This window comes from Pseudomonas sp. NPDC012596, from assembly GCF_042902325.1.
Taxonomy (GTDB): domain Bacteria; phylum Pseudomonadota; class Gammaproteobacteria; order Pseudomonadales; family Pseudomonadaceae; genus Aquipseudomonas.
Map to the genome: position 1 here is coordinate 219447 of NZ_JBIBEB010000003.1, position 12772 is coordinate 232218.

The following is a 12772-nucleotide window of genomic DNA, read 5'->3' on the forward strand; positions in this document are numbered from 1 at the left end:
AACGGAGCTAGACCATGACGCAGCAATTCAAAGGCACCGCGCTCATTACCGGCGCTTCCACCGGGATCGGCTCGATCTACGCAGAGCGTTTGGCCCGCCGTGGCTACGACCTCGTACTGGTGGCACGCAACCGGGAACGTCTCAACGCCCTGGCCAGCCGTATTACCACCGAGACCCAGCGAAACGTGGAAGTATTTCCGGCAGACCTGTCCAACGCAGCTGACCTGGTTAACGTAGAACGCAAACTTCGTGAGGACGCCAGCATAGGCCTGCTGGTGAACAATGCGGGCATCGGCACTCACACAAGCCTGATGGAAAGTGATGTCGAACGCATGGCCGAAATGATCAGCCTCAACATCACCGCCTTGACCCGCCTGACCTACGCTGCCGTTCCAGGCTTCATCGCTCGCCAGCAAGGCGCCGTCATCAACATCTCGTCCATTGCAGGGCTTGCGCCAGAGCTGCTCAACGGTGTCTACGGTGGCAGCAAGGCCTATGTGACCGCCTTCAGCCAGTCCCTGCACAAGGAGCTTGCAGACAAAGGCATCAAGATCCAGGCGGTTCTGCCAGGAGCCACTGCGACCGACTTCTGGCAGATCGGCGGCCTGCCTGTCGAGAACCTCGATCCCGGCATCGTCATGTCCGCTCATGATCTGGTCGACGGTGCTCTGCAGGATTTCGACAACGATGTGCTGCTTTCCATCCCGTCGCTGCATGACCTGCATGCTTTCCATCACTACGAAGCCAGCCGGCAAGCATTGTTCAGCCAGTTGTCCAGTAACCAGCTTGCCCCGCGTTACAACGCCAAGTGATCACCAGTACAGGAAACGGAATCATGACTCGCATAAATGCACTCACCCTCGATCAGGCGCCTGCAGCAGCGCGTAGCGCCCTGCAGGGTGTCGAGAACAGTTTGGGCTTTATCCCGAACGCGTTCGCCACCCTCGCCCATTCGCCGGCAGCCCTCAGTGGCTACCTTGCGCTGTCGCAAGCTCTGAACAAGAACAGCCTCAGCCCCGCCGAGCGTGAAATTGTGGCGTTGGCTGCATCAGCGGTGAATGGCTGTGACTATTGCATCGCCGCCCACAGTTTCTTCGGCGAAAAAGCAGGTTTGGATGCTGGTGCGCTGCTGGCTGCTCGTGCCGGCACTCTCGATGGCGTTGCTGCGTTCGCCAGAGCCGTGACGCTAAGCCGAGGCAAGGTCAACGAGGTGCAGCTGGCGGCGGCACGGGAAGCAGGGCTGGATAACGCGAAAATCGTAGATGTCATCGCCCAGGTCTCCCTCCTGACGCTGACCAACTACCTCAACAATGTGGCCATGACGGACATCGACTTCCCACCTACCGACAACTAATGAACTGCGCGAGGCGTCCAGGCACCGGTCGCCAGCGCCTCCCAATCATTCTCGTTACATGCGAGAAAGCCTTACTGCTTTGACCCAGCTAGCGGAGCAGAAGCTTTTACAGAGTTGGGATATTTGGCCAGAGTCACCGGATACTCCATGCTTCCGTTAAGTTTCGGGGGGCGCCGAAGTCAGCGCTTCCACTTAATCGAGATGGATAAGTTGTCGCAGGCCCCGGGAAAGCAAGGCCGCGGCTGTAGGCTTTAGCATGGTGGAACTCAGTTCCTCCCAGCCAATCCACTTACACGCGACAATGCCTCTCCTCAGCGCAACGCTACAGCCATCAGCGAAGTCTGTGGTGAAGATATGGTGGAGCACGTTGCCTACCTCAATGGTGCCCACGTGATGCAGACCTGAGCAGTGCAACGATAGCGCCTTCCAAAGCCCTCTAGCAGCAGCCACGGTCGGGGCCTCACCTCTCTCAAGCAGACCGTTTGGAAACTTCCATTTGGCGCCCTTCCTGCGAACAAGAAGAACCTGGTCATTTCGAGAACAGATGATTGTAACTTTGGCCGTTGCCGGGCGATGCTTGATGACGCTCATGAGGGAACGCACCTAAAGAACGCGCGACATCCTGAACGCTGGGACGAACTTCCTTATGCTGATGACTGCCGGGGAGGAAGTCGAGTTCCGGCACCCGGCTCAAGTCTGGGGCTGGTGCAGCATCACGGTCACCTTGTTCAGGAGTACCTGAATATCGAACGGTTTCGTGATCACTGCCGTGCTAGGTGTCAGCCCTTTCAAAACCGATGCCGAAGCGCGCTTGCACCTTCACCCCCCCACCCAGGCATCGTCAACCTGCCTCACCCCGCCCGGGTGGCGAACAAACGGCAGGTTATGCCGAGAGCCAGCTCTCAACTTCATCGGAGCCGTACTCGGCTTTCCATTCCTTCAGCAGCTTGTGATTACCGCCCTTGGTCTCGATGATCTCGCCGTTGTGCGGGTTCTTATACTGCTTCACCTGGCGAGCGCGACGCGGAGCTTTTTCTGCGGCTCCAGGAGCGGCAGCACGGCGGCTTGCCTGCGGGTCGAGGATGTTGATGATATCTCGGAGGCTGAAGCCGTACTTGGTCAGCAGGTCTCGCAATTTAGTCTCGAACTCAATTTCTTTTTGCAGTTCAGAACTACCTTTCATGGCCTCAAGCTCTGCGAGCTGCGCGGCCAAGGTTTGCTCCAGTTTTCGGAATTCTGCCAAACGAGACATAGGTGACCCTCAGTTGTTTGAAAAGTGGCGCTAGCCTAACGCATAGGTGCTATCAAACCTAGTGAATATGATCACTCACGCATGACCTAGTTCATTTGCATGTTCGCTGTTGTCATACTGCGGCACTCATCATACAGCCCACGCTTATAGCTCCATCCACCTGCCCGCGGCGCCACAGCCGTACTCCCCTCCTCCCCGTCCCGATGTATGCTGGGCCGGCGTCAAGTACGTGGGCTCATCCCCAGCGTGATTGACGATCGAGAAGTGCTTTGTATGAGGCAGTGCCTGACAACAAGGAAGTGATTCCCATGAATACCCGCAATCCCATAATCAGCCTGCTGATCTTCCCTTTCGCGCAAATTGCCGTGATCTATGCCACCCATCTAATGTGCCGCGAAATCTGGTATGCGAATTACTACGTACCTGGGGAGGATGGCGGAGAAGCAGAGCCGGCAATGGCTCTGATTGCCGTTCCGTTGATCCTGATTGCTATCTCATTGCTGCTGGGTAGCCTCACCATGCTGAACAAGTGGGCTGTTACGCGCTGGTTGTCGGCAGTGTTGCGTGTACCACTTGCGGGCATGGCGCTGCTGCTCTCCTTTATTTCGACTGTGTTTTTCATGGGCGAAGCGCTGGCCGTGTTCAGCCATTGGCAGGTCACCATCGCATGGATGGCTTGGCTGGCAAGTGCCGGGCTATTTGTGATGCACCAGTGGGATCGTTTGAAACGCTAATGTTTTTCAAGCTGCAAGTAAAAACTCGGGGCTGCGCCGAAATCCCAGAATGAAAGAGGGACAAATCCGTAGCCATTGCGCTTGTATTCCTGCCTGCATTCCGAGAACTCCGACATTCTCGCTACCGCCAAGGCGACAAAAACGTTGGGGATAGGCTGCAGCCGATCCGACTATCTCGCTGCATGCGCGGTGAGGGAGCAACTTTTCAAGCTCCGTCTTTGAGGGTTTGCCAATTCAGCGTAACCGGAAAACATTCGTTGACACTGCGACCTCAACGAAAGACTATCACGCCGCCCTCATGCGAAGGATTCCCATTAGCAATACGTTTCCTATTGGGAGGCCCGATTTCAACGAACAGGAGTCAATGGATGTCCGCTTGTTTGCCGTCTACCGCTACCAGCATTCGCCGAGCCGCACTGGCGATCAGCCTCTCGAGCTCTCTACTAGCTGCGAACAGTGCCCATGCGCAGGCTATCAGTTACAGCATCCCGGCTGGGTCTTTGGCCACTGCCGTGAACCAGTTCGCGAATGCCAGCGCAGTGGTTGTCAGCTTCAGCAATGAAGAAACTGCCGGTTTGCGCACCGAGGGGTTGCGAGGCAATTACGACCTGGAACAAGGTTTCGCTCAACTTCTGCAAGGTAGCGGCCTCCAGGTACAACAAGCGGGTGACAAACACTACATGCTGGTTCGCCCAAGCCACGATGGCTCGATGGAGCTTTCCGCCACGACGGTTTCCAGCGTCGGGCTGGGTGCCACTACCGAAGGCACCGGCAGTTACACCACGGGCTCAGCCAATACCGCGACAGGGCTACGGCTCTCGGCCCGTGAGACGCCACAATCGGTCAGTGTGATCACACGCCAGCAGATCGAAGATCAGAACCTGAACAGTGTTGCCCAGGTTCTTGAACAAACCCCTGGCGTGGTCGTCGACAGCATGGGCCCGGCCGGTAGTGATGCCAACCATATCTACGTGCGCGGCTTCGAGGTAGGCAGCATTCAGGTGGATGGCATCAACAGGCCCAATACGTACGGGTTCCGGGACGACCTCGCCGACATGGTGTCGTACGACCGCGTGGAAGTGGTACGTGGCGCTACGGGGCTGATGTCTGGTACTGGCGATCCAGGTGCGACGGTCAACCTGATTCGCAAGAACCCGACGCTGGAAACGCAACGAAAGCTGACCCTCAAGGCGGGCTCTTGGGACGACTACCGCCAGGAACTGGACGTGTCTGGCAAATTGTCCGATAGCGGCAACGTGCGAGGCCGCTTCGTCGCGTCGAACACCAACAGCCAGAGCTATGTCGACCGCCAGTCCTTGGAAAAGCAAGCGTTCTACGGTGTAGTGGAATGGGACATCACTGACAGCACGATGCTGACGGTCGGTGCGGAGTACCAGGAGATGGATAACGAAGGCGCTGGTAACCACGGCTTCCCGATGTACAACTCAGACGGTAGCCACTTCAGCCCTTCCCGCTCGTTCAACTCCGCCTCGGACTGGAGTTATCACCAGCGTCGCACCAAGACGGTGTTCACCACCCTGGAGCATCAGCTGGACAACGGCTGGCAGTTGAAACTGAGCGCCGAGCACAACCGACGCAGCTATGACGACGCCTTCGCAACGGCCGCCAGCGGCACCGTGAACCCAGATGGCAGCGGCATCAGTACCTGGACTGGCCGCTGGGCGGGCGAGCCCCGGCAGACCTCGTTCGACCTGTCAGCCGCAGGCCCGTTTGAACTGTTTGCCCGCGAACACCAGGCGTATCTTGGGGCCAGTCACTACAGAGCCTATTACCGTAACGACGGCTACCCGCTGTGGGCTTTCCAGACCATCGACAACATCAACACCTGGGACGGCTCGCTGGCAATCCCGGACGCCATCTACACCAAGTCATCGGAAGATGCCCTGGATGAAACCCAGGATGGCCTGGTCGCCTCGGTGCGCTGGAGCCTGGCCGATGACCTGTCGCTGATCACCGGGGCGCGGGTAATCGACTGGCAACGTGATGAAACCTCAACCACCCTGGCCACAGGCGACACCAGCCGCACCTCGCGAAGTGAAACAGGCGTTGTCACGCCGTACCTTGGGCTGGTGTACGACCTCAACGAAAACTGGTCGGCCTACGCCAGCTACACCACCATCTTCAAGCCGCAGAGCAACAAGGATGTCGCAGGCACCTACCTCGATCCTTTGGAGGGCGTGAACTACGAACTGGGCTTGAAGAGCGAGTTCTTCGACAAGCGTCTGACGACTGCTTTCAGCGTATTCGAGGTTCACCAAGACAACCTGGCAGTGGCCGATGGCAGCAACCTGGCGCCGGACGGCAATCAGGCCTACCGCGCCGAATCGGGCACCAAGACGCGCGGCTTCGAGATGGAAGTGGCTGGCGAAATCCTGCCCGACTGGCAGGTGTCTGCCAGCTACACCTACGCCGTTAGCAAAGACTCCGATGGCGACCGTTTGAACACTGAGGTGCCGCGAGACACGCTGAAACTGTTCACCACCTACCGTCTGCAGGCCCTGCCGCACTTGAAAGTCGGTGGCGGTGTGCGCTGGCAGGGTACCGAATACTACAAAGGCGCCGGGCCCAATGACGAGACCTTTACTCAAGCCCCCTACAGCGTGGTCGATCTGATGGCGCAATACGCCTTCACCCCGCAAACCAGCGTATCGCTCAACCTCAATAACGTCTTTGACAAGACCTACTACACCGCCATCGGCTCACGTGGCTGGTATGGCACCCCGCGCAGTGCGACCGCCACATTGGTATACGCGTTCTAAATCAGTACCCTTCGAAGTGATGGTGCCCACGGACGGGCACCATCGTCGCTCATAGCCGTAACCAGAGCCGTTTATAGTTCCCTCCAAGGGCCATGGCCTGGGGCGGCTAGGTTTGTGCCAGTTTTCGCAATGCTGCCAACCGTCCACCATCGCGACAATGAGCGGGTGCGCTATCAGCTCAAGATGCTGCAAGCCGCTCGATCAATGGCAACCCATTAACTTGCGGTCGCGCGAATAAATACCCTTGCATCAAGTCAATCCCCAGCGCCGCCAACGCTTGGCACTCTGCGTCAGTCTCGATTCCCTCGGCAATAAGGGTGATGCCCAGCCGCTCGGCCACCAGAACGATACCCGCGACGATGGCCTGGCGAACCGGATCCTGGCTAATTCCCCTGGTGAGTGCCATATCCAGCTTGAGTACGTCCGGCTGAAACTCCGCGAGCAGATTCAGCCCTGAGTAACCCGAGCCGAAGTCGTCTATCGCAGTGGTGAAGCCCTGTCGGTCGTACTCATTGAAGATCGCTTTCAAATGCTCGGTATCTTCAATCCGCTCGCCCTCGGTCACTTCGAACATCAACCGGTTGGCGGGGAAGTCGAATGTCCGCGTGGCCTCCAAGGTAGCGCGGATGCAGGTGCTGGCACGATAGACGGCGTTGGGCAAAAAGTTGATGCTCAACTTACAGTCTGCCACCCGGCCCAAGCCCAGCCCAGCCGCTTGCTCGATGGCCTTCACTCGGCAGGCCTGATCAAAGCGGTACAGGTTGTCGGCCGATACCTTGGCCAGGATGTCCGCTGCGCTTTCACCGTTCAGGCCACGAACCAGGGCCTCATAGGCAAATGGTTTGCCTGAGGGGACGTGGATTATAGGCTGGAACGCCATTGTAATATCGAACCCCAAGCTTGCTAGGTCGCGACATTGGGAGCAGCCAATCGCTGTAAAAGGCTGGGGAAAAACAGGCTTGCGCATGAGTGATCGTCGAAGTACGTGAGTGCGGCTGTTTAGAATGCTTGAATACGCCTCATAAGCCAATCTCCGCTCATCCAACCTGGCTCTGGCTGAATTTCCAGGCGGCCATGAGGCAACTCCGTGTACTTCAGCTTGGATCTAGGCGCTCAAGGCCGGCAGCTGACTTGATAAAAGTCCGGCAGCGGTTGCACTGAGCATCGCTGGGTTCAGCTTGTCTCTGAGTACCCATTTACAGGCCACGATCTCATTACGAGCCACAGCCCTTTCTCGGTCATCGAAATGGGTGGTGAACACGTGGTGAACGGTCAACCCAACCTGAACGGTGCACAGAGAGAGCAAACCGTGGCCTTTGATGGACGTCTCCTCCTGCAGTTCCCGTGCAGCGGCTGCCACAGGCGACTCTCCTGGCTCGATAGCGCCGCCAGGAAAATTCCACTTCCCGCTTTTTTTCCGCACCAGAAGAATACTGCCGCTTCGAAGGCAGATTATCGTTGCCCTAGCCTTGATTTTGACCTTGCGCGCTTTCTTGCCCCGCATGCACTCACTCAGCTCGTCATTAGGTTCATATCCGTCTCGTTGTAGCGACCTGAGACTTACTCCCTGAAGACTCTTGTTTATGACGACTCGTTCAACATGATAGACACAGCCTCCAACGCGTATGGCGTATCATCAGCCCTCCACACCGGGAATGATTTGAGTGAAGCCGTCACCTGGAAGCGCCCTACCCCCTCCAACTGTTACCCCCCGCCCGGAATGGGATGTCGGCGAAGCTGTCAACCAGCTCTCTTGGGACGACTTGCGAATCATCAAAACCTTGAGTGCCTGCGGCAACCGCGCCGCCACGGCCAAGAAACTCGGCATCAATGTGTCCACTGTTTCGCGGCGGGTTGGACAGGTTGAGAAGACGCTTGGGGTTGCGCTGTTCGATCACCGCAAGGCGGGGTATTTGCTGACTGCCGAAGGTGCAGAGCTTCGTGCGCTGGCCGAACGGGTTGAACTGGACATCGTCAGTGTCACCCGCAGGGTTTCACGTGCTGGCCAGGGCCCTCTGGGAAAACTTCGAATCACCACAAGCGACTCCCTGCTGCTGTACTTCCTTACCCCAATCATCGCGAACTTCAAAGCCCTCAATGAGGGCATCTCCATTGAGGTGCTGGTTGGCAACGAGACGCTGAGCCTTGCTCGTGATGAATCTGATATCGCCGTGCGTGCAACGCGCAAGCCGGCAGAAAGTCTGGTGGGCAGAAAGCTGGCCAATATTGCCTGGGCACCGTATGGCAGCGTCAAGCATGCAGCCCCTGCCAACCCCTTCGCTGAAGGCCAGGAATGGGTGTCATATTCTGCAGCGCTGTGCGGCTTGAAAGCGACAAGCTATGTCGAGTGCAGGGTAGCGCCGGAGGCCATTGCCTACCGCACCGACTCCGTGGCGGCAGCCAGTGCTGCAATTGCGGCAGGACTCGGCCTTGGGTTCCTGCCCTGCATGCTGGGCGATATCACACCCGGGCTGGTTCGCGTCGGCTCGGTGGTGCCAGAGCTTCAGGACGAACTGTGGCTGTTGACCCACCAGGACATTCGCAAGTCTTGGCGGGTCAAAGCCTTCATGACCTTCTGCGCAGCTGCTGTGGCTGACCTTAAGCCCCTCGTCGAAGGGCATAAACCCATTCAGGCATCGTAGGTTGAGACCCGCGGTAAAGGTCAGCTTGCTCGTGCACCAATCACCGCCCGGCACACGATCTCGATCAACTGAGGGCGCTGGGCCAGTCGCGATACACCGATGATGTTACTGGCCGCCTGCGGGCGATCGGTACCATAAGCCGCCTTGCGCACCTTGCCAACGACGGCAAAGGCCGCGTCCATGTCCAGCACGTAAAGCGTTTCCTCAACGACGTCCTGCATCGTGGCCCCATACAGCGCGAGCAACTTGGAGACGTTGTCGTAGGAAGCTCGCATTTGCTCCCCCATAGAAGAAAAATCGCTTGGGCGCCCGTCCTCATTCAGAGGCGCCAGAGCTACCAGGTTGCCCTCCTCGTCGTGGTTGAACTGGCCCGAAACGAAGATCTCGTTCCCAACCCGCCGCGCCTGCGGATAACCGTAGCTTTCTTCCCAAGGCACGCCCCAGTAGGCGGTGTCGTCGTTGAAAGGTCGTGAAGCAGCCATTGCATTCTCCAGGGGGATGGTGGCAAGCCTTGGCAATTGAGAACCGCCAAGCGAATGGTGTTGGATCATCTGGACACTGGCATATCCGTGACCGAGCTTGCCGAAGCGTGTGGCCTGTCGCGGAGCCACTTCACGAGGATGTTCAAGGAGAGCACCCAGGTGCCCCCTCAGAAATGGATGCGAGAGCAGCGGATCAGCAAAAGCAAAGAACTGTTAGCAGCCTCAAGCAGGGTGCTGGCAGAGATAGCACTCGAATGTGGGTTCTACGACCAAGCGCACTTTTGCCGAACGTTCATGAAGACTGAAGGGGTGACGCCACTGGCTTGGCAGCAACTGTACAGTAGAGGGGCTACAGCAGCGAAGAACCAAGAGCACAGCTTGATTCAGAGCATCAGCCATCCGGGGTCACCCTCGATTGGCCACAGAACGATACCAATCAGCGTACGGAGTCTTGATGGCTTTGCGACGGTTGTAGTCAGGGCTGCCATCCGTCCACCACACCGGGCCCCTTTCCCCTAAATCGACCTTGGCAGCGTCCACATTCGCCCTAGCGGATCTGAGCTGCTCGGCATCACCGGAAGACTTCGCGGCTCTTACAGCTCGCCGCGCCTCCATCAGCGCGTGCACAAGGCGCTCGCGCTCTTCCTCCGATAGCGCTGGATCGCTGCACCGCCACAACTGGCCTTTGACTACAAAATAGCGGCCATCTGGTGTTCTCGGGTACATATCGCTGCTCCCATGGTGCGCATAGGGGATTTACGACTGCTCCGCAGCCGATCACAGGCAAGCCAGCTCCTACAAAAACCCTGCAGCGTTGAACGGGACACCACGCTTGCCCTGGATCCGGGCATAGAAGCCGGCCGGCAACCGCTGTTCACCCAGTCCCCAGGAATGGATCGCGGTCCCTGTAGGAGCTGGCTTGCCTGCGATCGGCTGCGAAGCAGTCGTAAAATCGGTACCTGCGCAGTGCCAGACAGAATGCGCATACAAGATTTACGACTGCTCCGCAGCCGATCGCCGGCAAGCAAGCACCATAAAAGTACAGTCCTAGAAGTCCACCTTGCCCCGCCCCGCCTTGACAGTGCTGCGCCGGGCTTTACCTTCGAGGCGCCGAGTCTTCGAGCCGAGAGTAGGCTTGGTAGGGCGGCGTTTTTTCTCGGTCTTGCCAGCAGCGATGATCAACTCGGCAAGGCGCGCCAGTGCGTCAGCCCGGTTCTGCTCCTGGGTGCGGTACTGCTGGCCCTTGATGATCAACACGCCGTCGGCGGTGATGCGGCTGTCACGCAGCGCCAGCAGCCGCTCTTTGTAAAACTCGGGCAGCGATGAGGCCGGGATGTCGAAGCGCAGGTGCACGGCGCTGGACACCTTGTTGACATTCTGCCCACCCGCGCCTTGCGCGCGGATGTATGTCAGTTCGATTTCGGCATCCGGCAGATGTACGTTATTGGAGATGGTCAGCATGACATGGCCCTCTTGATACTCGCCATTATCACAGCCTTCGCCGCTCTCCCATAGACATTCCAATGAAAGGGACTTCAGCAACTGATGCAAGCGGTAGGCCCCAGCTCCACTGGTTTCCAAGGCTCGGGGAACTGGAGCGCGTACTACCGCCATCGATTAAGGCAAGTGCAGCAACTCAACAGTTAGCGAGCGCCGTCCAACGCGTGCGCACCTGCCACCGAAATCGGGTCATCGTGGGCACCTACCGCGGTGCTCACGCCCACTGCACCGATCACCTTGCCGTCGACCAGGATCGGCTGACCGCCCGCCAGGGTGGTGACGTCCAGCGCCAGCAGCGCGGGGTGGCCGTCATTCACACGGTTTTCGAAATTGACGCTGGGCGCGCCGAACAGCGCCGAGGCCTTGGCCTTGCGCATGGCAAGGTCTGCGCTGATGGCGGTAGCGCCATCCATGCGGCGGACCACGATGGGGTAGCCGGCATTGTCGACCACGGCGATCGAACCCGCCCAGCCCTGTTGCCTGGCGTACAGGTCGGCGGCCTGGGCGATACGCTCGGCAGCGGCCAGGTCCAGTTGTTTGATCGAAGGCAAGGCCACCTTTTCGGCAGCCTGGGCGCCACCGGCGACGCCCAGGGCAAGCACGGCGGACAGCAGGAATCGTGCAGACATGAGGTTCTCCTTAGGATGTTGCGAAAGCGCCCGGCAAGCCGGGCGTGTGGGTAAAGGCTTCAGCGCAGCTTGGCTACTTCTGCAGCGGTGACCTGCACCTTGGAGTTGCCGAACTGCTTGAACAAGAAAGTGCTCAAGGTGGCCACCTGGGCATCGCTGAGGTTGGCGAAGCTCGGCATGAACACCTCCTGGCCATCGACCTTGCGGCGCACCCCGCGCAGCAGCACCGACACCACGTTGGTCGAATCGGTTTCGCCGAGCACACTGTTGCCGAACAGCCGCGGGTACTCGCCCACTCCCTTGCCCGTGACTGCATGGCAGGTGGCGCAGTTGGCGTTGAACATCACTTCAGCACCTAGCGCATCGCTGTTCGGGTCGTACTGCGGATGGCTGGCGCGCAGCGCAGTGGTGCCGGTGTAGGCCTGGCCCTGGCCGGTGCGGGCGGGCGTGCTACCCGGGTTGCCGTTGGCGGGCAGGTCACGCAGGTAGGCGACCATGGCGTGCAAGTCGGCATCGGGCAAGTGGTTCAGGCTATTCTCCACCGCCTCGGCCATGGGGCCAGCGGCGTTGGCCTTGCCGTGCACGGCACCGGTCTTGAGGTAGGTGAACAGCTCGTTATCGCTCCAGGTGCCGACACCGCCAGGCCCGCTGGTGATGTCATAGGCCTTCCAAATCCCCAGGTCGCCGCCCGCCAGGTTTGCACTGCCAAGCCCCTGGATGAAGTTACGCGGGGTGTGGCATTCGCCGCAGTGCTCCAGGCTCTGCACCAGGTAGGCGCCGCGGTTCCATTCTTCGCTCTTGCCGGCTACCGGCAACTGGCGCCCGGACTTGAAGTTCATGAGGTTCCAGAACGCCATGGCCCAGCGCTGGTTGAACGGGAAGCTCATGGTATTTTCCGGCGGTTTGCTGTCGATCGGCTTGATCGTGCGCAGGTAGGCCACCAGCGCCAGAGCGTCGTCGTCGGACATGCCCGTGTACGAGGTGTACGGCATGGCCGGGTACAGGCGCCGGCCATGCTGGGAGATACCGTTGCGCACTGAGCCGACGATCTCGGCGTCGGTGAACGTGCCGATGCCGTTGACCGGGTCCTGGGTGATGTTGGTGGAGTAGAGCCTGCCGAACGGTGTGTCGAAGGTCATGCCGCCGGCATAGGGCTTGCTCGCATCGGAGGTGTGACAGGCCACGCAGTCCGAGGCCAGCGCCACGGCGCGGCCACGCTCGACCAGTGCCGCACCGCCCTGCCCCGGCTTGGCCACCGGCATGTCGATCTGCGCTTGCTGCCAGATCACGCTGCCGGCGCCTATACCTGCGGCGACCGCCACGGCAAGGCCGGCCCAGGCCAGCGCCCGCCGGCGTGCGCGCGCTTTGATCGTTCCTGTTTTCATCAGCATGCGTAGGT

The 12772-nt window shown here is 59.2% G+C and carries 14 protein-coding genes and 1 pseudogene; 6 read left to right on the plus strand and 9 right to left on the minus strand.

Going from position 1 to position 12772, the window contains the following annotated elements; genetic code table 11:
* The first annotated feature begins 14 nt into the window (after positions 1-14).
* On the plus strand, positions 15-812 hold the full coding sequence (locus ACFY68_RS05640; protein WP_387524258.1) for an SDR family NAD(P)-dependent oxidoreductase: 798 nt from the start codon (positions 15-17) through the stop codon (positions 810-812).
* Between the two features lie 23 nt (positions 813-835).
* The gene (locus ACFY68_RS05645) at positions 836-1354 is read left to right on the plus strand and encodes a carboxymuconolactone decarboxylase family protein (protein ID WP_387524261.1); all 519 of its coding nucleotides are present in this window, start codon (positions 836-838) and stop codon (positions 1352-1354) included.
* A gap of 192 nt (positions 1355-1546) precedes the next feature.
* Here ACFY68_RS05645 and ACFY68_RS05650 read toward each other — a convergent pair whose 3' ends face one another.
* Together ACFY68_RS05650 and ACFY68_RS05655 are read right to left on the minus strand one after the other, a co-directional pair.
* The gene (locus ACFY68_RS05650; RefSeq protein WP_387524264.1) at positions 1547-1945 is read right to left on the minus strand and encodes an NUDIX domain-containing protein; all 399 of its coding nucleotides are present in this window, start codon (positions 1943-1945) and stop codon (positions 1547-1549) included.
* A 292-nt stretch (positions 1946-2237) separates the two neighbouring features.
* Positions 2238-2606, minus strand: coding sequence for a histone-like nucleoid-structuring protein, MvaT/MvaU family (locus ACFY68_RS05655; RefSeq protein WP_387524267.1), 369 nt, complete (start codon positions 2604-2606; stop codon positions 2238-2240).
* Between the two features lie 308 nt (positions 2607-2914).
* Between ACFY68_RS05655 and ACFY68_RS05660 the strand changes: the two genes are divergently transcribed.
* Together ACFY68_RS05660 and ACFY68_RS05665 are read left to right on the plus strand one after the other, a co-directional pair.
* Complete coding sequence (locus ACFY68_RS05660; RefSeq protein WP_387524270.1) at positions 2915-3340, plus strand: hypothetical protein; 426 nt, start codon at positions 2915-2917, stop codon at positions 3338-3340.
* 368 nt (positions 3341-3708) lie between these two features.
* Positions 3709-6120 carry a TonB-dependent siderophore receptor gene (locus ACFY68_RS05665; RefSeq protein WP_387524274.1) on the plus strand — a complete coding sequence of 804 codons (2412 nt, stop codon included), beginning with the start codon at positions 3709-3711 and terminating at the stop codon, positions 6118-6120.
* Between the two features lie 178 nt (positions 6121-6298).
* Here the strand turns inward: ACFY68_RS05665 and ACFY68_RS05670 are convergent, their stop codons facing one another.
* Both ACFY68_RS05670 and ACFY68_RS05675 read right to left on the minus strand, forming a co-directional pair.
* Positions 6299-7087 carry an EAL domain-containing protein gene (locus tag ACFY68_RS05670; protein ID WP_387524277.1) on the minus strand — a complete coding sequence of 263 codons (789 nt, stop codon included), beginning with the start codon at positions 7085-7087 and terminating at the stop codon, positions 6299-6301.
* Positions 7088-7225: 138 nt separating this feature from the next.
* A complete protein-coding gene (locus ACFY68_RS05675; RefSeq protein WP_387524280.1) occupies positions 7226-7624 on the minus strand; it encodes an NUDIX hydrolase in 399 nt (132 codons plus the stop codon).
* 160 nt (positions 7625-7784) lie between these two features.
* On the opposite strand from ACFY68_RS05675, the gene ACFY68_RS05680 reads away from it, so the two are divergent.
* On the plus strand, positions 7785-8762 hold the full coding sequence (locus ACFY68_RS05680) for a LysR family transcriptional regulator (protein ID WP_387524283.1): 978 nt from the start codon (positions 7785-7787) through the stop codon (positions 8760-8762).
* 20 nt (positions 8763-8782) lie between these two features.
* Here ACFY68_RS05680 and ACFY68_RS05685 read toward each other — a convergent pair whose 3' ends face one another.
* Positions 8783-9244: a RidA family protein gene (locus ACFY68_RS05685; protein ID WP_387524286.1), complete on the minus strand. Its 462-nt coding sequence runs from the start codon at positions 9242-9244 to the stop codon at positions 8783-8785.
* 3 nt (positions 9245-9247) lie between these two features.
* Here ACFY68_RS05685 and ACFY68_RS05690 point away from each other — a divergent pair.
* Positions 9248-9577 (plus strand): annotated as a pseudogene (locus ACFY68_RS05690) (helix-turn-helix domain-containing protein); the annotation flags it as partial.
* 72 nt (positions 9578-9649) lie between these two features.
* Here ACFY68_RS05690 and ACFY68_RS05695 read toward each other — a convergent pair.
* The 4 genes from ACFY68_RS05695 to ACFY68_RS05710 all read right to left on the minus strand — a co-directional run bounded on the left by ACFY68_RS05695 (position 9650) and on the right by ACFY68_RS05710 (position 12764).
* On the minus strand, positions 9650-9970 hold the full coding sequence (locus tag ACFY68_RS05695; protein ID WP_387524289.1) for a hypothetical protein: 321 nt from the start codon (positions 9968-9970) through the stop codon (positions 9650-9652).
* Between the two features lie 321 nt (positions 9971-10291).
* On the minus strand, positions 10292-10705 hold the full coding sequence (gene arfB, locus ACFY68_RS05700) for an alternative ribosome rescue aminoacyl-tRNA hydrolase ArfB (protein ID WP_346613376.1): 414 nt from the start codon (positions 10703-10705) through the stop codon (positions 10292-10294).
* A gap of 182 nt (positions 10706-10887) precedes the next feature.
* Positions 10888-11373, minus strand: coding sequence for a heme-binding protein (locus ACFY68_RS05705; protein ID WP_387524293.1), 486 nt, complete (start codon positions 11371-11373; stop codon positions 10888-10890).
* 59 nt (positions 11374-11432) lie between these two features.
* Entirely contained in the window at positions 11433-12764 is a 1332-nt protein-coding gene (locus tag ACFY68_RS05710) for a cytochrome c (protein WP_387524296.1), read from the minus strand.
* Positions 12765-12772 lie beyond the last annotated feature (8 nt).